Raw genomic sequence first — 24,012 nt, forward strand, 5'->3', positions numbered from 1 at the left:
GCGGGGGGGGGGGGCGGGGGGGGGGGGGGGGGGGGGGGGGGGGGGGGGGGGGGGGGGCGCGGGGGCCGCCCCCCCCCCGGGGGGCGGCCCCCCCCACGGCCGGTCCTGGCCTCGATCCCGGGCCGCCGTCCGGTCTGGGAACGAGGGGTGGGCCCTGCCACCGGAGAAAGGGGGGCCGGTGGCAGGGGGCCGGGCCCGTGCACGTCAGTGGAAGTCAACGGGGCTGCCATGCACGGGGGGTCAAGGGTGGGTCGGAGTGTTCAGGCGGGGGCTGGTCGGGGGTTGGTCGGCTACGCGGTCTCGGCGGCGTGGCGGTCGGACCACTGGATGTGCGCTGTTCCCAGGGCGGCTTTGGCGAGGTGGATGCGCTGGAATTCGCCGGTGCCGGCGGGTGGGTAGGTGTGCTGGATGTCGCGGAACAGGCGCTGGAGCGGGTAGTCGGCGTCCAGTGCGCGGGCGCCGTGCAGTTCCATCGCGTCCTGGGCGCTTTGCGCGGCGAGCTGGTGGCCGGTGTGCTTGGCCCCGATGAGCTGGCTGTCGCAGGCCAGGCCACTGTCGAGGAGGTGGACGGCGCTGTAGGCGGTGGTCATGGCGGTCTGGAGGCGACCCTGCATCTCGCCGATGCGGTGTTGGATGACGGGCTGGTCGGACAGATGCCCGCCGTAGCGGCGCCGGGTGCTCAGGAACTGCACGGTGGTCTGGACGAGTGCTTCGTGGATTCCGAGGCTGAGGGCGGTGAGGTTGGAGCGGCCGTAGAGGATGCTGGCGCTCTGCGCCACATACAGGCCTTGGCTGACCTCGCCGAGGACGTTGGCGGCAGGGATGCGGACCCGGTCCAGGATCAGGCGCCCGGCCGAGAAGCCGTGCAGGCCCAGTCGCGCCCGGTGCTCAGCGACGGTTACCCCCTTGCGGTCGTTCTCGACCAGGAACGCGGTTAGGGCCTGCGATGTGGGAACACCGGGCAGAGCGGTGCGGGCGACGACCAAATGGAGGTGGGCCAGGTGGGAGTTGCCGATGTGGAGCTTCTCGCCGGTGATGACCCACTCGTCGTCCCCCACCCATTCAGCGGTGGTCTCGATGCCGCCCATGTGACCGCCGGCGTCCGGTTCGGTGACCGCGATCGTCAGCAACGCTGTGCCGTCGGCCACCTGCGGGAGCCACCGTTGCTTCTGCTCCACCGTGCCCCAGTGCTGGAGGGCCCCAACGGGGATCAGGGTGGCCTGGAGGATCGCCGCCGCCGAAGCGGAGACCACCCCGAGGCGATGGATCAGCACGGTCTTGGCGACATGCCCCGCCTCCATCCCCCCGTACCCCTGCTTGGGAAGGGTCACTCCGAACCAGCCCCTGTTGGCCATGAGTTGGGGCAGCTCGCGCTCCACCTCGTGCGGGGAGGCCTCCATGAGCGGCACCCGAGCAGCAACGTGGTCCGCGGCGAACGCATCGGCCTCGCACCACAGCTGCTCGTGGGCAGCGGTCAGGTAGGGGCGCAGTTCTGGGGGTGTGGTGTCGGTGGCGGTCATGGTCGTCTCCCTCTCCCTGTGCGGAGTGCAAGGCGGCGGCCGGGTCCCCGGTTGTGGGGGTGCCGGGTGGGGGGGTGATGTTGGAACTCAGCGCGCGGACGTACCTGAGGTGAGGGCGTGCATGACCTCGGCGGCGTCGGCCTTCACGGCCTCCAGGAGGCGGCGTGCGTCGCTGCGGGGCCGGGCTTCGGGGTCGATCGCGCACACGGTGCCCAGCGTGATGCCGGTCTCGGCGTGGATGAGCGGGGCGCCGAAGTAGGAGCGGATGCCCACCGCATCGACCACGAAGTTGCCGGAGAAGCGTGGGCTGGCGTGCACGTCGGGCAGGGGCAGCGCCTTCCTGCGTTTGACCACGGCGGGGCACCAGCCGTGATCGCGGTTCATGGTGCGGCCGAGAATCAGATAGCCGCTGTCCGGCGGCGGGTTGTGCCGGCCGACGAAGGTCTGCTCGGTCAGGAAGACGTTGACAAAGGCGTAGAGCATGCCGGTCGTCTCGGCAAGATGGGCCGCGAACTGGTCCATCAGGTCATCCGGCCCGGTGGGCACGCCGAGGCGCTGGATCAGCTCTTCGCGGGCGCGTTGCTCGGCCATCGCCTGGGCCGTGGCCGAGCTGACCGTCTCCTGCCCCGCGTGGATCGCGCCCGGGCCGGAGACGAATACCTCCTGCCGGGTGGGGACGGGCTGTAATCCGGGCTGGCGGCGGGCGAGTGCCGGTGCGTGGGTGGCGGGCGTGTGAGGCGTCATCAGGCGTCCAGGTGAGTGAAGGCAGGAGCCGGGTTGGGATCCGCTGGGGTGTGTGCGAGTGCGTGGTCGACGAGGCGGAGCAAGACCTTGACGACCGCTGCGGGCACTCGGGCGTCGACGGTCACGACGGGGATGCGGGGGGCCAGGGCCAGGGCCTGGCGGATCTCGCCGAGGGGGTAGCGGTGGGCGCCGTCGAACTCGTTGACGGCCACCACGAACGGCAGCTCTGCGCGTTCGCAGAAGCTGAGCGCGTCGAAGCTGCTGGCCAGGCGGCGGGTGTCGGCCAGTACCACCGCGCCGACAGCTCCGCGGGCCAGGTCGTCCCACAGGTCCATGAACCGGTCCTGGCCCGGCATTCCGAACAGCATCAGCTCGATCGGCATCGGGACATCGAAGGTGACCCGGCCGAAGTCGAATGCCACCGTCGTGGTGCGCTTCTCCGCCACGCCGTCCAGGCTGTCGGTGGGAGCGCTGGCCTGGGTCAGGTACTCCTCGGTGGACACCGGTTCGATCTCGCTGATCGCGCGCACAGTCGTGGTCTTGCCGACTCCGAAGCCCCCCGCGATGAGGATCTTCAACACGGACGGGGCCTCTGGGAGGGCGCCGTCGGCCGGTTCAGCCGGCATGGCGGACGAGGCCGACACGGAGTGCCTCCAGGAGCTGTCGGGGCGGGCGATCCCCCACCGGGGACGGGGAGTCGGTAGGCGTATAGGCAGCGGTGGCGAGCGACACCACCAGGACGCGGGCGTCGACGAGGTCGGAGATGAGGACGCGGGTCGCGCTGAGCGGGAGGCGGATGGTGCCCGCCAGCTCGGCCAGCGACCGGCGCCGCTGCCGGCACAGCAGCACGATCTGCTCGTACTCCCCCTCCCTCAGTCCCGCTCCCGCTCTGCCGTTCCCGGCTTCCAGCTCGGTTTCCGGGCTCATCCAGTGCCGGGCCCGTGCACGGCCCCGTGTGACGAGGTAGGGCCGGACGAACGCGGGATCGGGTGGCGGGGTGTGGCGAGAGGGCCTGGTCATCAGGCGCTGCGCACGGGCGCGAGCATGTAGGGGGCGAAGCGGTCCACCAGGACGCCCATCTCGTATCCGACCGTCGTCACATTGGCGTCCGGTCGGGCAATGACGGCGAGCACGGTGTCGACTACGCCCTGCGTGTTGCCCGGATGGGTTGGGAAGGCCACGCTTTCTCCGGCGATCGACGCGAGGATCACGGCGTCCTCACGCTCGACGAGTACCAGCTTCAACGCCTCCCTGCCGCCCGTCGGGCCCGGGATGCTCTCGCATAGGGAGGCCAGCGAGCCCAGGGTGGCCGCCCACGTGTCGGCCCAGTCCCTGTGGACGTCACTGTCTACCAGCTTCAGCCCGTCCCGCGAGATCAGCAGCGTGTGCGTGACACCGGGCACGTTCTCGACGAAATCCGTCAGCAGCCCGGCCATCTGCGCCAAAGCCTCCTGCCCAGGCGCAGCAGCCGCCACTACGCTGCCTTCGGGGTGGGTGGTGTCGTAGGTCATGGGACTCGCTCCTGCCGATAACGGACCGGCCTCCGGCTCGGGGCCAGTCAGGGGTGGGGGTTAGGAGTGCGTGGTCGGAGGCCCGGAAGGACCCGAGGAGGCGTCCGGCCTGGCCGCGGGGGCGGTGTGGTCCTGAGCGCGGGCGGCTTTGATGCCGTCATGGAACGCACCCGCTAGGCCGTAACGCGGCCCCGTGGACGGCGGGTTGGCACGAGAGGGGCGGCCGGGCCGCTCCGGCGACCCACCGACCACACGCTGAGGCAGCGGGGGAGCCTCCAACGTCTTCCGGATCCGAGCGGCCGACGCCGCCTGCGCCTCCGAGGCAGAGGCCTGGTTCGCCCGGCCCGGCGCGGATGCCTGCGCGGGCGTGGCCGCCGGGGTGGCGGTCGGCGGCCCGGCAGGAGCGGCGGCCACAGGAGCCGGCATCGTGACGAGCAGCCGTTGCGGGACCACGACCAGGGCGGTCGTCCCCCCGGTCATGTTCTCCGTCAGCTTGACGGATATCCCGTAGTTGCGGGCGATCAACGCCGTGGTCAGCAGGCCGAGCCGTCCATCGCTGACCTCGGCACTCACATCGACCTGATCCGGTTCGGCCAGCAGACGGTTCCACCGCGCCCGGTCGGTGTCACGCATCGGAATCGCGACGCGGTCCTCGACCTCGATCGCCAGCCCCTTGGCCACCCGCTGGGCCCTCAGCTGCACCTTGCTGGCCGGATCGGAGAACTGCGTCCCGTTCTCGACGAGTTCGGCCAGCAGATGCGTCAGGTCAGGACCCACATGCCGGGGAAAGCCGAGCTCGATACCTACCGCTCCCTGGGTGACCGTCACCCGCGAGTAGTGCAGGATCTCCTGGACCGCACCCCGCAGAACCTGCATGACCGTCACCGGCTCCCGCGCACTGCGCAGCGACCGCCCACCGGCAACCGCCTTGCTCTCCACCCAGCGGCGCATCCTCGTCACCAGGTGATCGAGCCTGTAGAGCGTGTCCAGCTGGTCAGGATCCTCAGTCCGGTCCTGCAGATGATCGAGCATCTCCAACGCCCGGTCGATCAACGCGTGCTCGCGCTTGGAGAACTGGTGCAGCATCGACAGCAGAACCGCCGACCGCGATTCTTCCCGCACCCGGATCATGGAGGCAACGGCCTGCAACTGCACCTCACCCAGCCGCTCCACCACCTCATCCGCCTGGCCCGTCTCCCCCAGCAGCGGAAGGCTGTCGGGCAGGGCCGGTGTGCCGCCCCGGCACAGCTCGTCCGCCGACCACACCACCGCCTTCTCCAGCGCCTCTGCCGCCTCAGTGACCTGCCGTAGCTGGGCCTGATAGATCCCCTCAACGGCCCTGGCCACGGTCCGCGCTCGCACCGGCCCGACCACGGCGGCCACCAGCAGTCCGCCGGTCAGCCCGGCCAAGAGCCATCCAGTTCCGGCGTGGACGGTTTGCCAGGCTAGGACGGCGCCGCACAACACGGCCAGGACGATCACCAGAGGGGCAGCGACCGCCAACCGAACCTGCTTCAGCACATCGTGGTCTGTATGCGAGCGGTTCCGTGGGCGACGGTGCGTGGCCGGGCGGGTCGGGGACACGCGGGCAGGCATGGTGGATTCCTCAAGAGTCGGGTTCCAACAAGGTGAAATAGAGTGCAAGCAAGTGGAGGTGTTCGCCCCTCCAAGTCAGCGGTCGGCTGACTGCATCCGCACCTGGACCGTCTTCCCACTGTCGACGTCGGGTGTCCCCCAGGTGATCTCGCCCCCGAGGGCTCGTACGAGCCCGAGCCCAGATCGCTTCTCCGCAGCGACCGCCTCAGTGAAGCCTTCGAACTTCGGGTTCGGATCCGATACGCAGATCACCAGGTTTTCGTCCTCATCGAGGACCAAGGCAAGCTCGACGCATCCCTGCGCGTTAGCCGCAGCGGCGTATTTCACGGCGTTGTCCATCAGGACAACAACGACGATCAGGGCCTCGTCTAGGTCGCCGGCCCAACGCCAGGTCGTAAGCCACGTGCGAGCATGGATCCGGGCCAGTCTCACAGCTGTGCGCTGTAGAGACCATCGACGCGCGAAGTTCTGCGGGCGGCGAGCTAGGGGACCGGACGCGGTATGCCAAGACGTCACCTTGACCTCTTCAGCCTCAATCGGTTCGTCGTCCGCCGGAGGAAAGGCCAGGGCGACGCTCACCATCTGTCTCACAGGAAAACCCCCTGATTCGGCATCGGCGGGCAGACCCGAACCTCTCTGCGAGTTCTCGCCCGGCCCGCAGCTCGTGTTGGCGGCGGTCATGCAGCAGCGCATTCGCTCCTGCATCCGCACGTGACGACCTGCCACACGCGACCACTGCTGCGGACTACGACGTTTCCCGCCGCGCGCAGGGTCTTGTTGACAGCACCGCAGCCAAAGCACGCCTCACCGTGTAGTCGGGCGATGCTCACGCGTCCGACGACGACCGATTGGGTGGGCGAGAGTACGTTCGACATCCCCGACTCCCATCTGCTGGCTCCTGCGGGTGCAACAGATGGTGAGGGTTGGGAAGTACGACAAGTACCCCTACAGGGGGTAGTCGGGACTGCTCAGGTCGCAGCGCACCACTCGGCGAAGTTGGTGAGGGTCTCGGAATCGGCCCGCTTCAGACGGCGCAGCGTGGCGGCGTCTTCACGAACCCACGGGTGTTCCCGGGTGTGCTGGGGAGCAATGTGCCGGGCGACCTTGAGTGACTCGAAGGAGTCTTCTGCGAGCCCGGACCACAGTTGTGCACGGGCGAGTTCGATGTAGAAGCCGGAGCGCCTCTCGGCTGGCAGGTCTCGGGGAGGCTTCCATTCATCGGCAACATCGAGGGCACGGCCAACGTGCTCGTCGCCGAGGCTGACAGCTACGGACACCTCATGGATGCGGACGGAGTCGGGCCCGAAGGCCGTGCCGTAGTACACGTGCTCGTGCACTTGATCCGCCAGAGCACGGGCCTCTCTGAGGTGCGATACCGCGGCCTCCTTGTTGCGTACTCGGCCGGCGATGACCGCGGCCCGCATGTGGAGTGCCCCCCGGGCCGCCACCTCAGTCCTGCTGACGGGCGAAGGAACGGAGTCCAAGGCCTGTTCCAGGGCTTGCAGCCCTGATGTATAGCGACGGGAGGCGAAAAAGGTCTCTGTACGTACGTAGGCGACGGATGCAGTCAACAGCGGATCGTCAGCTTCGGGGGCAGCCCAGCGCATGAGTTCGATAAGGCGGGCAGAAAGGTCGTGAGCCCCGAACTTATAGGCGACAGCGTCCGCGGATCGGTAGGCCCGGACCAGGAGCTGAGCCAGCTCGGACCGTTCTTCTTCGACGGACAGATGGTACGCACGAGAGAGATCGACGAGCATCTCGGGGATCTTGCGGGCGATCCGCGTGTACTGGGCTCCCAGCCGCCACCTGCCGACCTCGTTGACAGCTGACCGCAGCTCATGCACAGGACGAAGCGGCCCGTCCTCGGGAAGGTCGTACGCCGCGAGGGAGGCCGAGATCGCAGGGAGCGAGTCGTGGACGCGGGTGTGAGTCGGAGCGCGGTCGGTGCGCAGACGAATGGGGTCAACTCCGAGGGCGTCCGCGATGGACTCGAGCGTGGCGTCGCTGACACCACGCTCCCCTCGCTCGATCTTGCGAATGGTGCCCAGCGCCACGCATGAGGTTTGTGCAAGCTGCTGCTGCGTCATCTTCGGACGCATGACGCTGCGGTAGTAGGCGATTCGTGCGCCGACTCCGCCCTTGCCGCCTGTGGACATACCGACTCCAGTTCCACCCTTCCAGATGCGAACCGTACCCGAGTAGTTGCCCTGCGTGCACATCAGTACGGCGGTCAACACTTCGACGGAGGAGGTACGTTGTTGGTCAACGTCCAACGATGGCGGTGAGCTGAGTAAGGCTGTCGATTCGCCAGTCCGACGCCTCTACGACCTCGCCGGAGTCCGCCCAGAGGTGCCCCCATGGGCCGCGGCGAATGTGCGCCGTACGCAGCCCGGCCGCCTTCGCCGGGAAGATGTCGCTGGCCGGATGGTCACCGACATACAGAGCGGTGCTCGGAGCAACCTGAGCGGCCGACAGTACTCGTTGAAAGAACTCCGGCTGGGGCTTTGCCACGCCCAACTCCCCTGAGGTGATGACGAAGTCCGCCGGAAGGTCCAAAGCACGCAGCAGCTCGCCCGCACGAATCGTCTGATTGCCAGCGACGATCACGCGTGTACCCAGTTCTCGCAGCGAGGACAGCGCCGGGCGGACATCGTCGTAGAGGTCACTCTCGTCCAGGTACTCACCACGGCCGGCGGCTTCTCGCGCGTTGTACTCGGCGGCCAAGTCGACGGCCGGTCGCGCGAGGCGGATGGCATCGGCGTTATCGCGCCCCTGGGCGACCACGGCCCCGACGAGCGCAGACAGGGTGTGCCGAGGAATGTCCAACCAATCCGCCCAGGAGGCCCAGTAGCGATCGTCTCGGGTAATCGTCTCGCCGACGTCGAACACGATGGTCTCAATCACCCTTGGAGCGTACGAGGCGGCGCCTCGACTTCGGCCCTTGGGCAGGTCCTTCTACTCAACCACACGGGTGATTGCCATCGCTGAGTCGTGCCCGGCATGGTCCCCCTCGGGGCCCGGTGGCGTCACCGCCGAGAACGCCTGCCGGGTCTACTCTCGAAAGGTTCGCTGGTCCCCGCTTGTGCTGCGCCCAAGCCCTGCACTGGCTCCACGCCAGCGCATCGGTCATCCTGTTCGGCCCGGTCGGCGTCGGCAAGACGCACATCGCCCAGGCCCTCGGCCACCTCGCGATCCGTCAGGACGCCCACCTCCGCCTAGCCAAGGCCAGCCGGATCCTGGCGGAGCTGGAAGGCGGCCACGCCGACCGCACGTGGGAGAAACGGATCCGCGAACTCGTGCGGCTCGATGTCCTCAGAGTCGCTGGCAAGGCCATCGGCATCCTCCGCTGCGGCCCGGTCCGGGCCATCCGCAAACGGGTCCACGCTTACTCAACGCACCTGGGTCGGCATTCCAAGGAAAGGCAGCAGTTCTTGAGCCAGGGCGATTAGGGATCGGTCGTCGTACGCCGGGCCGACAAGCTGCACGCCGATCGGGAGACCTTCCTCGTTCCGCGCAACAGGTACGACCAGGCTGGGCAGGCCGATGTGGCTGGTGAGATTGGCCCAGCCGGTCTGGTCGAAGAAGCTCCGCTCGATGCCGTCGACCGAGAGCGAGCGGCTGCCTGCTGGGATCGCCGGGGTGGGCGCGGCCGGCGTGATGAGGACATCGTGCTCTGCGTCGGCGAAGAACCGCTGCCAGGTCCCCCGAAGCCGGAGGCGTTCCTCGTTAGCGCGGAGCCAGGCGCGGTGTGTCTGCGTCCGGTGGCGCAGAACAGCGGCCCGTGGGCTTGCATCATCGCCCGGAAGGTCTCGCGCTGCCGCGAGCTCGGCCGCGCCGGACTCGTCGTCGGTGGCGGCCGTCGCGGTGGCGTGGAGGAGCTGCTCGAACAGTCGGAGGGAGTCGGCGAAGCTGACGGGCCCTGCGGTGCGGCGGATCTTCGTGCCGGCGGCGGCCAGTGCCTGCTCGACGGTGTCGAGAGCCTGGGCCGTCGCGCGGTCGACGGGACAGCTCGGGTCCTCGGCCCACACCGCGACGCGGAGCTGGCCGATCCCTCGGCGCGCGGCAGGCAGCCGGACGAGCCATGGACTGTTCTCGGCGGGCGACGGTGTCGTGAGTGCGTCGAGCAGCAGGCCGAGGTCACGAGGGTGGCGGGCCAGCGGGCCGGGGGTGAGCATGTCGCTGCTGGTGATCCACCCCGGCGGGCGCGGGATGTGGCCCCGGGCTGGGACGAGTCCGAGTGTGGGCCGCAGGCCGTAGACGCCGCAGTAGTGGGCCGGAAGCCGGAGCGAGCCGGCGAGGTCGCTGCCGAGGTCGGCGGGAGTGAGGTGGGCGGCGACGGCCGCAGCCGGGCCGCCGGAGGAGCCGCCGGTGGTGTGGTTCGGGTCGTGCGGATTGAGCGTGGGGCCGAACAGGCTGTTGTTGGTGTGCAGGTCCTGGCAGTACGCGGGCATGTTGGTCTTGCCCATGATCACGGCGCCTTGATGGCGGAGCCGAGCAACGGCGTCGGCGTCGCGCGCGGGGACGTGATCCGCCAGATCCTCCGCACCACTGGTGGTACGCAGGCCGGCCGTCTCGAAGCTGTCCTTGATCGTGATGGGAAGACCGTCGAGAGCCCCACTGTCCTCGTTGTGGGCGCGGCGTTCGTCGGCTGCCTGCGCGGCGGCCCGGGCAGCGTCGTCGTCGCGCGTGATGACGGCGTTGACTTGGCTGGTGTTGATCTGGTCGAGGTGGAGGTCGAGCAGCTCGCGGCTGGAGATCTCTCGGCGGTCCAGCGCCTGGAGCTGGACGTGAGCGGGCTGGCGGGAGAGGTCAGTCGTCATGTGGAGACTCGCTCAAGGTGGGGGGCTCGGGCGGGTTGGCGGGGCAGGTGACGTGCGACGTCGAGGAGGGCGTCGATGTCGTCCATCGGGCGTACGGTCTGACGTTCGGCGTCGGCGTAGTCGGTGAGCTGGTCGGGCGCTGGACGGGTGCCTTCGGCTCGGGCAGCGATGCCGGCCATGATCTGGTCGGCCGTGACGGCGGCGGATAGCTCCTGGCCGTGAAGCCCTCGTGCTCGGTGGTGGTCTTCGCTGCTCTGGCGGACTGCGGCATCGAGGTACTGGCGGATCACGAATCGGCCGTCGTGGATCTCGACTGCCCGCCGGTAGAGCTTGATCGCGATGCTGCGGAAACGTCGCCGCTGAGCCGGATCAACTCGGTCGACCGGCAGTTGGATCTCGGGGGCTTCGGTGTAGAAGGCCAGCCACAGGGAGCGCAGTCGGTAGTAACTGCGGTACTGCTTGATCCGGTAGTGAATGCCTTGGGCTTGGTCACTGATCGTTGGGACGAGCCAGCCGATGAGCGTGAGCATGGCGCCGACGTCACCGCAGGTCCAGGCGAAGCCTTCCCAGTTGGCGAGGGAGGTGTCGAAGACGCCGGCGATCACATTGCCTATACGGACCGCGCTGTATCCGAGCGTGACGGTGGCGCCGAGGGCGACGAGCCGCAGGCCGAGTCGGACGGACCCACGAGGGCTGCGGCGGGCAAGGCGCCAGCAGGCGCGGGCGAGGAACAGCTCTCCAACGGTGTAGGCCGTGACATACAGGGTGAGGTACGCGGCGTACCAGTCGTCGTGGGCGTAGTACAGCGTGAAGTCGACCGGTCGCTGCGCGCTGGGCGTCAGCAGGGCGAACAGCACCAGCAGTCCTGCGATCACCGCGAAGCCTGCCATGAGCCAGTTTCGGCTCCTCCTGCGGGCGACTTCGGGCGGTGACCCCCAGTAGGTCAGGACCACCTGCTGGCAGGCCAGCAGCGCGACCACGCATCCCTGCGCCAGGGGCACCGAGAGGTTGACGGTGCCGAGCACGTGGTCGAGGTACTGCCACATCGGCGTGATGGAGAACAGGAACGACAGTGCGGACAGCAGGAAGACGGCGGCCAACGCAGTGGAGGCGGGGTCTCGGCGGCGTGTCGGGACATCCCGCAGGAGGCAGAGGAAGCCGAGAGCGGCGACGATCAGCGTGACCGGGTGGAGCAGATCCTTCACTGCTGTGCCTCCCGCCTGCGCAGCAGTGTGTGGGTGACCCGGTCTTGGACCGGGTCACCGGAGGCTTCGTCGCTGCGCAGCCAGCGGTCGATGATCTGGCGCTGGAGCAGCGAGGCGAGGGATTCCGTTTCCCGCTCTTCGGCTTCGTCGTACTTGGTGCGGCCCAGCATCATCTGCACGGTGGCCGGGTCCACGCTGGTGATGAAGGCCGGCGACAGGGCGGCGACGGGGCGGGTTTCGTGGTGGCCGAGCAGGAGGTGGCTGAACTCGTGGGCGATGATGTGGTCCTGGTGGAAGCGGCTGGTCCGCGGGTCGTAGAACACGTGGACGGCACTCTCCGTGACAGCGCAAGCCCCACACACCGAGGGCGCCTGCTCCCGGGGCTCCAGGATCACCGTCCGTCCTGTGCGGCGTGAGACCTCGCCGCACAGATCGCGGATGTTGGTGACGTGCGGGAGTTCGGCCAGGAGGTCGGGCTGACTCCTCCTGCGGGCAGACCACATTGCATTTCCTTGATCATTTACTGAACTGAAGCCGTTTACGTACCAGTTGAGGGCGGCAACCCCTCTGACTTCCGCACGCTGTCGACGATCCCCAGGACGGCATCTTTTCCATCCGCGGACACGTCAGAGAGGCGCAGAAGTACGTTCTTGATCTTCGAATCGCGAATCAGGGCGAGCAACTCAAGCTCCTGAACGGTCTTTTCAGCGACACCTTCGTCGAACCAATAGGCGGGGTCCACTCCGAAAAACGCTGCGAGCGCTTCCAGATGACGCTTCGTCGGATTGTCCCGCTGCCCGGTCCGCAGGAGCCACAGGTACTGACCGGATACTGTCCCGAGCCCGCGCTTTGCCATCAGCTCGGCCACTTCGGCATTGCTGTACGGACCGCGATCGGGTGGGTGCACCGTGTCGAACAGGCGGTTTAGCCGGTCCATGAGCCCTTGGGGGCTCACCTGGCCTTCGGTCGACTCTTCCATGATCCTTCCCCGGCGGGTTTCATCGTCACTCTAACCAGGCTACCCCGCGATAAACACCAGTTTGACGACCCGATCCCGCGTATGGAAAGTTCTTCCACACCAGCGCGTTTCCGCGTGGCCTGCACAACCGGCTTCAGCCTGACTATTTCCGCCGGAACGGAGCCCGCCGGGCAACGTGTCAAAAGCCACATGCGTCACGTCTGGTATGCAGGGTCTTGATCTTCGACTGGAAAGCGCGTGGCGGCCGTGGGAACACCTCATCCACATCGCGGTTCCGTCCCGGGCAATACCAGGCACCCGCTCAAATACGGACAGATTGGCACGCTTCCAGTCTTCAGGCTGACTGCCGGAACAGAGCCCACGGGTATCGGGGAGCAAGTTGCGCCCGCCCTCGCGAGCACCTGCGGCCACGCATCAGCCGGTTACTTTCTGCAACCACTACAGAGTTTAAGAACCAAGTCTGGATCTTGACACGGGTCCGTGCGTATGTTCGTCGTCCCCGGGCAGCCCGCCCACGGCGACGAACATGAGGAGACCGCAAGCACGGACCGGACCCCGAAGGTCCACAAACAGCGACGGCGCCCGGGAGCGGTAACTCACGGACGCCGAACGCTAAGCGGCATACCCGCCCCGGCAAGGGCGGTGATTGCCCACCATCACCACGCTGAGTCCTTCCGAGGGGCGCGTCAGCGTGGCAACACTGCAAAGGGGAGTATCGCATGCCTCCTGTCCTGCGCAAAAGGCCCTTCGGCCTGGCCTGCGCGGCAGCCACCTCCGCCTCGGCGCCTCAGCACTCCGAACCGGACCGCACCATCCTGGCCCCGGCAAGCCGCCGGACCCGCCCGCTCGTAGGGAGCGGCCGATGAGCAGCGATGCCCGCGAGTGGGTGTGGGAACACAGCTCAAGCCGGGGGAACGCGCGCCTGGTCCTGCTGTCGATAGCCGACCGGGTACCCGACGAGCAGTGCGTGTCCTGGGCCTCGCTGTCCAGCCTGGCCGAGCGCACGCGCGCCTCCGTGTCCACGGTGCGCGAAGCCATCAGCCGCCTCCTCCTCGATGGTGAGCTGGAGCAGCACGATGACCTCACCGGCCCCCGGCGCAGCACGGTCTACCGCCTGCCCCTCGCCGCCATGGCCGCCGCCGCGCGGGCCTCGGAGGAAGAGCAGGAGGACAGTGACGACGCCTCACCCGATGAGCCCGAGGGCCTCCCGAAATTGCGGATCTCAGCCCTGCGACGGTACGGAATCCGCCCGCGCGAGGAGCCGGAAACCCCCGCGAGGGTCCGGAAACCGGCACTAGCGGAAACCGGCAGGTCCCGACGGAAACCGGCACCTCGACGTAGCGGGAACCGGCACAGCGATGTAGCGGAAACCGGCACACAGAACCGTAGTGAACCGGAATTGAACCGTAGGTACAGCAGTAGTGGTGCTGCCGTCCTCTCGGCTGCCGAGTGGCAGGTCGACCCAGCCAGCCACACCTGGGCTCGCCAGCAGGGACACCTCGACCGCCTCGGCGAGGAGGGCCTGCAGGCCGCCGACGCGAAGTGGCGCCTGCACCGAGCCGACTTCAAGCCCCGGCCCTCGGACGCCTGGGCCGCCGACTAGCGCTCCTGGGTCGCCCGAGAGCACCCCCCGGCTCGCCGGAGCATCTCCGCCGTGCCCGATGGCGGATTCCGACCAGCGCACGGCATGACCCGCGCTGAGGCGCACCAGGCCGCCCTCCTCGCTGCCCTCGACGAGCCGACCGGAACGGAGGGCTGACCGTGGACCGCCGCGAAATCGCCGCCCTGCTGGCCTACATCGGCCGACTCGACCCCCGCACCACCCGCACCGACCAGGGCGAGGCCCGCGACCAGCTAGCCCAGTGGCACGAACTGCTCGGTGACGTGCCGATGGCCACGCCGTACGGCTGGGACGCCCGTGTCGCCGCCCGCCAGCACATCCGCGTCTCGCCGTACCAGATCCTGCCCGCAGACGTCGTCCGCCCCTGGGAGAGCTACCGGCGCGACCGCCTCAGTCGGCACACCGACCCCACGCCGTCCGTCGACCCGGACGACCAGGCGGCCTGGACCGCCGAGCTGGTCGGCACCCGGCGCGCCGTCGCCGCCGGCACCGCACAGCCCGCGCAGTCCCGGGCGATCACCAGCGGTCGCGACGGGATCGACCCGAGGTTGGAAGCGAGGCTGCAGGAGATCGGTTCCTGTATCCCGCCCGCCGCCCGCGCCGCTCTCGCGCCCTACCGTCCCGCCCGAGCAGCACGAGAGGAGGCCGTCGCCCAGGGACAGAGCGACGCCCTCAGCGTCCACTGCGAGTGGTGCTTGGCCCAGCCCGGTGAGCCGTGTCGCCGCCGGAGGCTCGGCCCCGACGACGGACCACGGGGAACCACCCCGCGTGCCGCCCCGCACCCCGGCCGCCGCGACCTCGCCGTCGCCCAGCAGGCCCAGCCCGCGATGGCCTGACCGGCTCTCAAGGGTGGTGCACCTGTTCGGTGCACATCCACCACCACCGTCCCGCCCCGGCTGCGGCACCCGCCCTCGCGCCGCAGCCGGCACCCGACGCCGCACCCGCCGAGCACCGCGCCGGCCGGCCGGCGCGGCAGCACATCGGAGACCCGCCTTGCGCCACATCACCACCCACGACGCGCCGGCCACCGGCCTGCGCGGCATCGGAGACACCAGCTGGCACACCCGCGGAACGTGCCACGGCATGGACGTCGAGGACGCCGATGCGGTGTTCTTCCCCGGGCCCCGGGACCACGAGGAGATCGCGGAGGCGAAGGAGCTGTGCGGCTGGTGCCCCGTACGCCGCGAGTGTCTCGACTTTGCTCTGGAGAACGTCCTCAAGGAGGGCGTCTGGGGCGGACTCACCGAAGCGGAGCGGCGCCCGCTGCACGACGGCCTGCACCAGCGCCTGGACTACCGACGCGTGACCGCCTTCTTCCAGGGGCGCGACGTGCACCTGACCGAGGCCGAGCGCCAAGTCGTCGTCAATCACGCCTACGTCCGGGGCTGGCGGCCCGACCAGCTCGCCGCCGCCCTGCAGATCAGCCACAAGCACGCCCGCGACCTGCTCCGGCAGGCCGCCAACAAGGTCTTCGACCGCGACCGCAACTACGGCGTGCCCCGCCCCAAGAAGAAGCGGAAGAAGACCTCCAACGCCAAGGGCACCCCGACGCCCGTAGCTCCCGGCACTCAGCAGCCGGCAGGCGGCCCGGCAGCGTCGGCCTCGGCGCACGCCCCTCTCGGAAAGGCAGCATGACCCACGCCGTCCTCGCCTTCGGTGCCTCTTCGGACCATCCTCTCCTCCTGGCCGCCGTCGTGCCCGCCGCCCTTGCGGTCGCATTGACCGCCTGGACCGTCCGGCGCAGGGGAACCCGTTCGCAGAAGCGTCTCGGCGGCCCGGCGGTCAAGGTCGCCGCCGTTGCCGCCCTGGTCTGCACCGCCTACAGCGCGGACACGAGCTGGCGCTTCGCCGCTGACTACCTCGACATGGCCGGCACCGTCGAGCGGGCCGGCATGTTTGCCGCAGCCGAACTCGCCTTGTTCGCCACCGCGCTGATGGCACGGCAGAACCTCGCTGTCCAAGGCGCTCCCGGTCTGCCGGGCACGCTGGTCTGGGTGATCACCACGGTACAGGTGATCCCCGCCTACGCCGAGAGCGGCCCCATCGGCGGCACGGTCCGTGCCTTCGTCGGCCCGGTCATGGCGGCGATGCTGTGGCACCTGGCCATGGGCATCGAGCTGCGCCTGCGCTCCCCCGGCGCCGCCTCGAACGGGCTAATCGCCGTCCTGGGTCGGGAGGCACGCGAACGGCTGCTGTCCCGCCTGGGCATCGCCGCGCGAGACCGCGAAGCTGCGCAGATCACCCGGGACCGGGCCACCGCCCGCGTGGTCACCCTCGCCGCCCGCCTCGCCGAGCGCACACCCGAGCAGCAGCGAAGCCGCCGCGGTCGGCGGCTGACCCGACGCCTGTCGAAGGCGATCGGCAGGGCCTCGGTCGGCACCGACCCTCTCCAGCGGGCACAGCTGCTCGACCAGCTCGCCGCCCGCCGACACGCGCTCGCGCTCGCCACGGTCCCGCTTCCCTCTCCCTGGTCCCCCGCGCACAGCAGCGCATCGGTGGTCACGGTCCCCGCACAGCCAGCATCGAATGCGCCGGTCCCCGTCCCCAGTGCCGACGGTTCCGACGAGCCGGTCCCGGACCGAGGACCGACGGCTCAGCGGGGACCGGTCCCCGAGGAGGCGGCCCCGGAAGCCAAGGTCGGCGCAGGGACCGAGGGCGACGAAACGGGAGGTCTCGCGGGTACCAAGCCGCCTGAGGTCGGCGCGGTCCCGGGGACCGGACCCGCCGATCCGGAAGCCGCAGCACGAGGCGCCGGGACCACGGGGGCCAACCTCAATGTGCGAGAGGTACCAGCTCAGGGCGCAGATTCCCGCCGGGGACCGTACCTCGCGAAGTCGGGGACCGAGAGCACCGAGGACCGAGGACCGACCGCCACCCAGTCCGGGACCGAGACCACCCAGGACCGAGGACCGACCGCCACCCAGTCCGGGACCGAGACCACCCAGGACCGAGGACACCAGGTCCCGCTCCACCGGAAGCCGGCGAGGAAGTCCCGGACGAAGAACAAGGGCAAGCGCGCCCGGTCTCACTCTCCGCAGACGGAGCGCCAGCCACGTGAGCTGGGCGAGTCCGAGCGCCAGCTCGTCCACGAGGTACGTCCTCACGTTCCTGCCCTGCTCGAACGGGACGGCAACGGAGCGATCACCCGAGTACAGCTGCGCGAAATCATCCGCCGCGAGGGCCTAACCGGTGTCGGGAACGACCGAATCGGCCTCGTCCTCCAAGAACTGCGGAGCGAGGACATCACGACGACAAGGAACACCGCGCGATGAAGACCTGCCACCAGTTCAACACCGTCCGCGCGGAGTACGAGCGAGAGATCGGATTCATGGTCGCTCACTCCGAGCGGCACGCGGGCAGGCCGGCGGCGAAGTCCAGTGCGAAGCAGGCTGCCTCGGCGAAACAGCGGATGGCTCGCGCGCTCAACAGACACATCGGGCGCTGCCCCGAGTGCGGCTGAGCCGGAAAAACCCCAGTTCAAACCCCATACCCGTAGAGGTGGCCCGGATCCGTTCCGGGCCACCGCCCCGCTTAGGAGGTACGCCGTGATTCCGCGTCCACCTCGTTCTTCCGAATCCACCGTCGCCGAGGCCGATGCGTGGGCGGACGTCCTAGTCCGCCGACGACTCGTCCACGCCGTCGTCCGCACGCCGACCGGGCAGTGGCTCGTCCAGGACCGCCACGGCGGATCGGTCCACGTCCTTGCTTGCCCGGCCGACGTGCTCGCAGTGGCCGCAACCATCCAGCAACGCACCCACTCCATGAGGCCCGAATCCCGATGACGAACGCCAGCAAGAACAGCACCACCCCGGAACCTGCTCCCGACTCCAATTCGGTCTCAGGGCGAGCAAGATGGAGGTTCGGACACTCCCCCGAGGGGGCAGCGTCCGAACCTGTCCCCGCCCCTGGGGTGGCGGGGCCTGTCTGGCACCGGGGGGTGCCAGACGGGAAGGCTGCGACCGAGGGCGGATCGCAGCCACGAGCCGCCCACACGGGGCGGCCCAAGGGGCGAGCGCGTCCGCGCGACAAGAAGCAGCGCCGCGCGCACAGCGTCCGCCTCAACCCGTCCGAACACGCCCTCATCCAGACCGGAGCAGACGCCGTCGGCATGAGCGTGGCAAGCTTCCTCGCCTACGCCGGGCTAGCCATGGCCCGTGACCAGTCCCGTACCGCCGTCGCCATTGCAACCGAACGCGATGTGCTCACCGAACTGTTCGCGATGAGGCGGCAGCTCGGCTGGGCCGGGAGCAACCTCAATCAAGCCGCCAAGATCCTCAACTCCGGCGGCGACGTCCCCCAACTGACTCAAGTGATCGCCGACGTTCACCGGGCCGCCGACGCGGTGAGAAGGGCCGCCGAGAAGGTAGCCAACTGACAGACGGACGAGGCACCTTGATCCCGCAGATCCACAAGCAGGGCGCCAACACCTTGGGCCTGCTGTACTACCTCTACGGCAAGGGAACCCACGAGGAACACATCGACCCGCATCTCGTCGCGTCCTTCGACGGCATGTCGCCCGACCCCGGACGCGATACGACCGCGACCAAGAAGGACCTCGGGCAGCTGCTCGACCAGCCCCTCCATCTCCTCACCGCAGACCAGCGCCCCGACAAGCACGTGTGGCACTGCTCGGTGCGGGCAGCGCCCGACGACCCGATCCTGGCCGACGAACAGTGGGCGGACATTGCCCACCGCATCGTCGCCGCCACCGGCATCGATCCCGGCGACGGCGCGGGCTGCCGCTGGGCGGCCGTGCGGCACGCCGACGACCACATCCACATCGTTGCCACCCTCGTGCGCGAAGACGGCCGGCGCCCCGACCACCACCGGTCCGGTAAACGGGCACAAGCCGAAGCCCGTCTCATCGAGAAGGAAGTCGGCCTGCACCAGGTCGCACCCGGCGACGGCACCGCCGCACAGCGGCCCACCAGCGCCGAACGCCACAAGGCCAAACGCCAGGGCCGCGAGCGCACCGCCCGCGAGGAACTGCGCGAAACCGTACGGCGCGCGGTGACCGGCGCGACGAGCGACGAGGAGTTCTTCGACCGGCTCGCCGCCGCCGGCCTCCTGATCCGCAAGCGCGCAGCTCCCTCCGGCGACCTCCTCGGATACAAGGTCGCCCTTCCCGACGACCGCAACGCCAAGGGCGAACCGGTGTTCTACCCCGGCGCGCGTCTCGCCCCCGACCTCTCGCTGCCCCGCATCCGCGAGCGCTGGTCCGGCGACGCCCAGGACGTTCCGGCTGCAGGGCGGGAGGAAGCGATCCGTACGGGGCCGGGCACTCCGGCCGCCGCACGCCGCAGGACGGCATCGGCCGTCTGGCAGGCCGTACTTGTAGTCGAGCACAGCGACGATGCGGTCGCCGCCGCCCACATCGCAGCGGCCGGCGAAGTCCTGGACGCACTCGCGAAGACATCCGCCGCCCATACCCGCCACGAACTGCGCGACGCCGCAACGGCCTTCGAAAGGGCCTCGCGCTCGCACATCCGCGCCGTACGCGGGCACGATCGAGCACTGAGACAGGCCGCCCGCGACCTCGTCCAGGGCGGCCCGGCCCTCGGCCTCGGCGAGGACGGCGCCACCACGGCGATGGCGATCGACATGCTGTTCTTCCTGATCACCGCCGCCGCGCACTGGCACGCTCGCAGGGGCCACGCCCAGCAGGCCGAGGCCGCCACCCGGGCCGCAGAGCACCTGCGCACCGCCTACCAGGCCGCCGCCGCCCAGCCCCTCAGCGTGCTCTACCAGCGCGGTCGACGCCTGAGCCGGCCGATGCTCCAGCGGCAGACCGTACTGGTCCGTGAGGCGCTGCCGGAGCTGGCCGAGCAGATCCTCGCCGAGCCCGGCTGGTACGCCCTGGCCGCCACCATCGCGGAGGCCGAAGCCGCCGGCCACGACCCGGCCGCCCTCCTGTCCAACGTTGCCGCACGTCGCGAACTCGGCACCGCGGACTCCGTCAGCGACGTACTCGTGTGGCGGATGCGGCGAACAGCCGGCCTACCCGCCGATACCTCCCACCTGCCCGAGACCAGCACCGCAGGGCGCCGGTCCGCAACGCGCGGGACGACCACCGGGCCCTCCGCCCCCGGCAGGCTGCGCAGCGGTGAGGAGAACTCGCGTCAGACCCGGTAGGGCTGCCGGATGCCGGCACGCGGCCTCAGCACATCACCGAGAGGAGGGGGACAGCGCCACCGCTCCGCCCGCCATCCACAGCATGGTCATCTGCCACATCGGGCCTTGGTGGCGACCAGGCCCAATGTTGAGCCAGTAGACGTCGCGAAGTTGAGCAGTCGAAGGAGGCGACGGCGTGTCATCGGGCACACCGCGGCAACGCTGCAGTGCCGTATCGAGACACACATCGCGCCAACTCGTCATCTGGGCAGCCGAGAAGCCGAGTACCCCTGCCGAGCGTGCCGGAGGGGACTGTGGACTTTGTGAATTGAAACCGCCAGGGGCGTGGGGCACGATCATGAAACGCGCAGGACAAGGTGACGAGGTAGAGGAGGACGCCAGGGTGTTTCACCGAATACGCCGCCGTGCCAAGGAGCCGTGCGAGGCTCAGAGGCGGTTCGCCGAGCTGCACGCACAACTGCAGGACCAGGTCCCGCCCGGCTTCGGCGTACGGGCGCCTGAGCCGGAGCTCGCGGCGCCAGCCGCCGTCGGGGACGACTTCCTACCGCCGGAACTGCGCGTGCCGAGCCACGACCAGCTCAGCGGCAGGATGATGCCGTGGAAGCAACCCCTCTTCCTCGACAGCGAGATGGCCGCCTGCGCCGAGTGCGGCGCGTACCGGGACTGGCTCATCCTCTCCACCCGCGGCGAGATCTGGCTGCGCTGCAGGGCCGGCCACCAGCAGCAGGAGACCCGCATCGACACCGCCTGGTACAACCGGCACTCCGGGCCGGCGGACGCGACGCACGCCACGTTCGAGGAATGCCTGCGCCACCTCGGGCACTGACCCCCACTCCTACGACCCCACCGGGCCCTCGGGCCCGCACTGACCACCCGTCGCCTAGCACCAAGGGGTCAGTTCCGTCATGCGCGTTCGCGTCGCCACCATCGCCCTCGGGATCACCGCCGCCATCCCTTGCCCTGCCCGCCTGCTCGACCAGAGCGACCTCGGCAGCGGCTACCTGCCCGAACCGGAGCGTCCGGCCCAGCACGACGACGTCACCGTCCTCGGCTGCCCGGCTCTGAGTGAGCTGGGCGGCGACGCGGCGACCGGCGGCACGCTCACCTTCCCTCACAAGGCGAAGGCGGTCTTCGCCTACGGCGGCAGTTCCTCGGAGATCTCTGAGGACCTGTACAGCAACAGCGCGAAGAAGCTGTCCGACGGGGCCAGCCGGATCTTCGACGCCATGACAGGCTGCCCGACCTATCAGGTCATCGCGGGTGGCACGCCGATCGACATGGCCGCGCAGGAGCTGTCCGCACCCCACGGCATCGGTGACGAGCAGTGGAGCCAGCTCCTGACGTTCACCGCCGGAGGACGGAGCACCGTGGTCAAGCAGACCGCGATCCGCGACGGCAGCCTGCTGCTGATCGTCTCCGGCTCCCCCGCCCTCGTCGACCGCCACCTCGAGACGGTCCTCGCCAAGGCCATGACGACGGGCTGACACCGAATCGACTGCCCCGGCCGCCACCGTGCGGGGGCCCGACATACCGAAGCTTGCGAATTGGAGTTCACGCGGGATCCTTGAGTCGTACCTCGGTTGCATCAACGCAAGTATGCAGGCGAGCACCCTGCACCGGGCGAAACAGCGAGCGTGCGAGGTTCTCGCACAGCCAGGCAGATTCCGCGAACGGAGTCAGGAACTTGCCCGTGCGCTCGGGAATTCAGAAGTCGCGCGTCAGGCAATCCACGCCTCACCGTGTCGGTGCCGGTCCAACCCCACTGCTGAGAACTCGTCCTCTCCAGCGCGGGCCACTACGCCCAACCGCCGCAGCGCTTGAGAGATCGGACTGCCAACAGGCGGAAAAGGCTGTCCCTCCTCCATGTGGAGCGGTCCCAGCACTATGGTGCCGCCGCTCCACACGGCAGCCCGCTGCTCGCCTACGCCGCCGAAGTACTCAGCTTCCATGTACGCCACCGGCCCACCGGCTGACCAGGCAGCGAGGGTCTTCTCGAACCCACCCGGAAACCTCCAGAACCCCAACGTGCCGACACCGCTGCCGTCTGCGACGGAATCGAACAGCGCGTCCGTCATCGGCATCAGTGAAAGGCCCTGGCCGATCGACGCCAGTCGGGCGGCAGGCAGGTCCCGCGCCGCGCCACGCAGCGCCTCCCCATCAGCGATCACTGCTCGCAGGTCGTAACCCATCCCAAAGCCCCCTCCAGATCGGAGGCCCCATCTTGTCCCACGCGGCGAAGCGGAACCCGCACGGTACCGCCGCCCAGAACCACCACACCCCCAGCAGGTTCTCAGCGGAGCACCGGCAAGACCCCCCGAACCCGCTGGTTTCCGTACACGACCCGCCTGAGGCGCACCGTGCCCCGCGTCCATGCCCTTCACTGGCGACGCCACCATGCACGAAGCCCGGCCTCCCTGTATGGAGGCCGGGCTTCGTTGGGCTCGGCGAGGCGGGCGGGGCAGTGGGCGCCACTCCCACGTCGGGGCTCAGGGCCGAGGGGAACAACGGGCGTACTGCAGTCCGCCCGCCTCTTCCGTTCTGGCCGAGAGTGGAGTCTTCACCGTCCGGCGGTGAACACCTCCGCCCCCGGTTGGAGCGGGCGCGTGTCGGCGGACCAGTCGCATACGGCTATAGGCAAGCAGCCACCTCCGATTGGTAGGAGAGAACGAAGCGTCCGAGTCCTAGCTGGCCGGGGCGCGCAGGAGGCGCTCTCGGGTGGCCTCGGGCAGCACCCGGCGCAAGACTGGTGCGGTCGAGCTGAGGGACGCGGCGAAGGCGGCGACGAGATCGTGCGGGACGCTGGCGGCGAACGATGCCGCCCACAGACACGGTGCGCTGAGCGCGGGCTCAGCCCACGCCTGCCATCCTGCCGGTCTCGTCTCGTCGGCCTCGGCGGTCAGGGCGCGCGGGTCGGCGTCCTGGATGAGGGGCGGCACCTTACCGAGGCTGATGTGCGAGGTGAACGTCGGGTCCGTCGCTGCCGCTTGGGGCCGGTCGATGTCACGGATCCATCCGTGGGCGGCGACAGCGTCGAGGACGAGCTCGGATCCGGCAAGCTGCACGGCAGGCTGATTGCGGGCGTCGAGCGCGACGAGGAAGTCGGCCACCGCCTCGCCGGGAACTTCGCGGGTGAAGTAGGCCGACCATTGAGCGAGCGGGCTGCTCGCCTCGGCCCGGGCGGAGATCTGCCAGGCGATCGGCAGCTCTCCCAGGTGGAACGGCTCGTCCGCCAGGCTCCACTGGGCCCAGCACAGGGAGTCGGGGCTGATGTGCAGGACGGTGCTGCGCAGAACCTGACGGTCCTCCGGCGCCTCGCCCGGCTCGTGCCGTCCGCGGACAATCGTCAGGCTAGTCCAGCCCAGGTCGGCGAGCGCGTCGGCGACGACGTCGTAGAGGCGTCCATCATCACCGGCAAGGTGCCGCGGACCGACCCAGAATGCGGGCTGGCCGCCACGCGGGGTGGAAGGGTCGGGCGGGACATCGGGGTACAGGGGCGCCTCCAAGGGCTCGGTGCGTATCTAGTTGCCGCCGGCACGGCGGCGGGGACGGCGCGGGGGCGCCTGGACAGGGCCCTGCCACGTCAGGGCGATGGCGACCTCGGGCGGCAGGTAGCCCAGCTGTGCGGCCGCGTCCCGCCCTTCGGCGAGATAGACGACGGTCCGGCCGGTCTCGTCCACCGACTGCACGACCTGCGCCAAGCGGTGTGCCATCGGGAAGAACGGGTTCATGGCCTGGCAGACGGCAGCACTCCGGTCGCAGTCGGACAGCAGATCGATGAGATCGCTGACGGTCATCTCCGGGGACGTCACGAACAGCCTCCTGGGTTGCGGGGAAACGAGGAGCGTCAGAACGGGCCAGCCGTCGGTATAGCCGGCCGCTCACAG

At 69.4% G+C, this 24,012-nt stretch carries 26 protein-coding genes and 2 pseudogenes (1 of these 28 running past the window's edge); 10 read left to right on the plus strand and 18 right to left on the minus strand.

From position 1 onward, the window contains the following. The 10 genes and pseudogenes from ACFT32_RS03520 to ACFT32_RS03565 all read right to left on the minus strand — a co-directional run. Positions 1–230, minus strand: a pseudogene (locus tag ACFT32_RS03520) (SAM-dependent methyltransferase) (its annotated part extends 595 nt beyond the left edge of the window); the annotation flags it as partial. A gap of 60 nt (positions 231–290) precedes the next feature. After that, the gene (locus tag ACFT32_RS03525; RefSeq protein ID WP_382485338.1) at positions 291–1,520 is read right to left on the minus strand and encodes an acyl-CoA dehydrogenase family protein; all 1,230 of its coding nucleotides are present in this window, start codon (positions 1,518–1,520) and stop codon (positions 291–293) included. A gap of 87 nt (positions 1,521–1,607) precedes the next feature. Beyond that, entirely contained in the window at positions 1,608–2,264 is a 657-nt protein-coding gene (locus ACFT32_RS03530; protein WP_382485340.1) for a GAF domain-containing protein, read from the minus strand. Next, on the minus strand, positions 2,264–2,890 hold the full coding sequence (locus ACFT32_RS03535) for an ATP/GTP-binding protein (RefSeq protein WP_382485342.1): 627 nt from the start codon (positions 2,888–2,890) through the stop codon (positions 2,264–2,266). The genes ACFT32_RS03530 and ACFT32_RS03535 overlap by 1 nt, the downstream gene beginning before the upstream one ends. Continuing rightward, positions 2,880–3,284 carry a DUF742 domain-containing protein gene (locus tag ACFT32_RS03540; RefSeq protein ID WP_382485344.1) on the minus strand — a complete coding sequence of 135 codons (405 nt, stop codon included), beginning with the start codon at positions 3,282–3,284 and terminating at the stop codon, positions 2,880–2,882. Before ACFT32_RS03540 ends, ACFT32_RS03535 begins: the two co-directional genes overlap by 11 nt. After that, positions 3,284–3,775 carry a roadblock/LC7 domain-containing protein gene (locus tag ACFT32_RS03545; protein ID WP_382485346.1) on the minus strand — a complete coding sequence of 164 codons (492 nt, stop codon included), beginning with the start codon at positions 3,773–3,775 and terminating at the stop codon, positions 3,284–3,286. Before ACFT32_RS03545 ends, ACFT32_RS03540 begins: the two co-directional genes overlap by 1 nt. A 60-nt stretch (positions 3,776–3,835) precedes the next feature. Beyond that, positions 3,836–5,185: an ATP-binding protein gene (locus tag ACFT32_RS03550; RefSeq protein WP_382485348.1), complete on the minus strand. Its 1,350-nt coding sequence runs from the start codon at positions 5,183–5,185 to the stop codon at positions 3,836–3,838. Positions 5,186–5,446: 261 nt separating this feature from the next. Further along, entirely contained in the window at positions 5,447–6,052 is a 606-nt protein-coding gene (locus ACFT32_RS03555) for an ATP-binding protein (protein WP_382485350.1), read from the minus strand. 287 nt (positions 6,053–6,339) lie between these two features. Next, on the minus strand, positions 6,340–7,527 hold the full coding sequence (locus ACFT32_RS03560) for a helix-turn-helix domain-containing protein (protein WP_382485352.1): 1,188 nt from the start codon (positions 7,525–7,527) through the stop codon (positions 6,340–6,342). Between the two features lie 106 nt (positions 7,528–7,633). Next, on the minus strand, positions 7,634–8,275 hold the full coding sequence (locus ACFT32_RS03565) for an HAD family hydrolase (protein ID WP_382485354.1): 642 nt from the start codon (positions 8,273–8,275) through the stop codon (positions 7,634–7,636). Between the two features lie 176 nt (positions 8,276–8,451). Between ACFT32_RS03565 and ACFT32_RS03570 the strand changes: the two genes are divergently transcribed. Beyond that, the gene (locus ACFT32_RS03570; RefSeq protein ID WP_382485357.1) at positions 8,452–8,820 is read left to right on the plus strand and encodes an ATP-binding protein; all 369 of its coding nucleotides are present in this window, start codon (positions 8,452–8,454) and stop codon (positions 8,818–8,820) included. Here the strand turns inward: ACFT32_RS03570 and ACFT32_RS03575 are convergent. Genes ACFT32_RS03575 through ACFT32_RS03590 form a run of 4 tightly spaced genes read right to left on the minus strand, consistent with a single transcriptional unit; the run spans position 8,761 to position 12,375 of the window. Then, entirely contained in the window at positions 8,761–10,191 is a 1,431-nt protein-coding gene (locus tag ACFT32_RS03575) for an amidase family protein (protein ID WP_382485359.1), read from the minus strand. The two genes, ACFT32_RS03570 and ACFT32_RS03575, sit on opposite strands and share 60 nt — an antisense overlap. Further along, complete coding sequence (locus ACFT32_RS03580) at positions 10,188–11,396, minus strand: MAB_1171c family putative transporter (RefSeq protein ID WP_382485362.1); 1,209 nt, start codon at positions 11,394–11,396, stop codon at positions 10,188–10,190. Before ACFT32_RS03580 ends, ACFT32_RS03575 begins: the two co-directional genes overlap by 4 nt. Further along, positions 11,393–11,899 carry a hypothetical protein gene (locus ACFT32_RS03585; protein ID WP_382485364.1) on the minus strand — a complete coding sequence of 169 codons (507 nt, stop codon included), beginning with the start codon at positions 11,897–11,899 and terminating at the stop codon, positions 11,393–11,395. Before ACFT32_RS03585 ends, ACFT32_RS03580 begins: the two co-directional genes overlap by 4 nt. A 35-nt stretch (positions 11,900–11,934) precedes the next feature. Then, positions 11,935–12,375 carry an XRE family transcriptional regulator gene (locus ACFT32_RS03590; RefSeq protein WP_382485366.1) on the minus strand — a complete coding sequence of 147 codons (441 nt, stop codon included), beginning with the start codon at positions 12,373–12,375 and terminating at the stop codon, positions 11,935–11,937. 862 nt (positions 12,376–13,237) lie between these two features. On the opposite strand from ACFT32_RS03590, the pseudogene ACFT32_RS03595 reads away from it, so the two are divergent. From ACFT32_RS03595 to ACFT32_RS03615, 5 genes and pseudogenes are all read left to right on the plus strand, one after another. Further along, positions 13,238–14,134: pseudogene (locus ACFT32_RS03595) on the plus strand (helix-turn-helix domain-containing protein). A 2-nt stretch (positions 14,135–14,136) separates the two neighbouring features. Then, positions 14,137–14,832, plus strand: a complete 696-nt coding sequence (locus ACFT32_RS03600; RefSeq protein ID WP_382485368.1) for a hypothetical protein — start codon at positions 14,137–14,139, stop codon at positions 14,830–14,832. A 157-nt stretch (positions 14,833–14,989) separates the two neighbouring features. Next, positions 14,990–15,631, plus strand: a complete 642-nt coding sequence (locus ACFT32_RS03605) for a WhiB family transcriptional regulator (protein ID WP_382485371.1) — start codon at positions 14,990–14,992, stop codon at positions 15,629–15,631. Next, positions 15,628–17,268: a hypothetical protein gene (locus tag ACFT32_RS03610; protein WP_382485373.1), complete on the plus strand. Its 1,641-nt coding sequence runs from the start codon at positions 15,628–15,630 to the stop codon at positions 17,266–17,268. Before ACFT32_RS03605 ends, ACFT32_RS03610 begins: the two co-directional genes overlap by 4 nt. Then, positions 17,265–17,456 (plus strand): hypothetical protein, encoded by a 192-nt coding sequence (locus tag ACFT32_RS03615; protein ID WP_382485376.1) that lies wholly within the window; start codon positions 17,265–17,267, stop codon positions 17,454–17,456. Before ACFT32_RS03610 ends, ACFT32_RS03615 begins: the two co-directional genes overlap by 4 nt. A 151-nt stretch (positions 17,457–17,607) precedes the next feature. Here the strand turns inward: ACFT32_RS03615 and ACFT32_RS03620 are convergent, their stop codons facing one another. Then, positions 17,608–17,745 carry a hypothetical protein gene (locus ACFT32_RS03620; RefSeq protein ID WP_382485379.1) on the minus strand — a complete coding sequence of 46 codons (138 nt, stop codon included), beginning with the start codon at positions 17,743–17,745 and terminating at the stop codon, positions 17,608–17,610. A gap of 29 nt (positions 17,746–17,774) precedes the next feature. Between ACFT32_RS03620 and ACFT32_RS03625 the strand changes: the two genes are divergently transcribed. The 4 genes from ACFT32_RS03625 (at position 17,775) to ACFT32_RS03640 (ending at position 21,612) form a co-directional block, all read left to right on the plus strand. Then, a complete protein-coding gene (locus tag ACFT32_RS03625; RefSeq protein ID WP_382485381.1) occupies positions 17,775–18,371 on the plus strand; it encodes a plasmid mobilization protein in 597 nt (198 codons plus the stop codon). A 17-nt stretch (positions 18,372–18,388) separates the two neighbouring features. Next, positions 18,389–20,128: a relaxase/mobilization nuclease domain-containing protein gene (locus ACFT32_RS03630; protein WP_382485383.1), complete on the plus strand. Its 1,740-nt coding sequence runs from the start codon at positions 18,389–18,391 to the stop codon at positions 20,126–20,128. A 382-nt stretch (positions 20,129–20,510) separates the two neighbouring features. Then, positions 20,511–20,954 (plus strand): hypothetical protein, encoded by a 444-nt coding sequence (locus tag ACFT32_RS03635; RefSeq protein ID WP_382485386.1) that lies wholly within the window; start codon positions 20,511–20,513, stop codon positions 20,952–20,954. A gap of 79 nt (positions 20,955–21,033) precedes the next feature. Next, the gene (locus tag ACFT32_RS03640) at positions 21,034–21,612 is read left to right on the plus strand and encodes a hypothetical protein (RefSeq protein ID WP_382485388.1); all 579 of its coding nucleotides are present in this window, start codon (positions 21,034–21,036) and stop codon (positions 21,610–21,612) included. 234 nt (positions 21,613–21,846) lie between these two features. Here ACFT32_RS03640 and ACFT32_RS03645 read toward each other — a convergent pair whose 3' ends face one another. The 3 genes from ACFT32_RS03645 to ACFT32_RS03655 form a co-directional block, all read right to left on the minus strand. Then, positions 21,847–22,317 (minus strand): hypothetical protein, encoded by a 471-nt coding sequence (locus ACFT32_RS03645; protein WP_382485391.1) that lies wholly within the window; start codon positions 22,315–22,317, stop codon positions 21,847–21,849. Between the two features lie 492 nt (positions 22,318–22,809). Continuing rightward, positions 22,810–23,631 (minus strand): DUF317 domain-containing protein, encoded by an 822-nt coding sequence (locus ACFT32_RS03650; RefSeq protein ID WP_382485393.1) that lies wholly within the window; start codon positions 23,629–23,631, stop codon positions 22,810–22,812. Positions 23,632–23,646: 15 nt separating this feature from the next. Continuing rightward, a complete protein-coding gene (locus ACFT32_RS03655) occupies positions 23,647–23,937 on the minus strand; it encodes a hypothetical protein (protein ID WP_382485395.1) in 291 nt (96 codons plus the stop codon). Between the last annotated feature and the right edge of the window lie 75 nt (positions 23,938–24,012).

It is taken from the genome of Streptomyces sp. NPDC057002, assembly GCF_042673825.1.
Classification (GTDB): Bacteria; Actinomycetota; Actinomycetes; order Streptomycetales; family Streptomycetaceae; genus Streptomyces.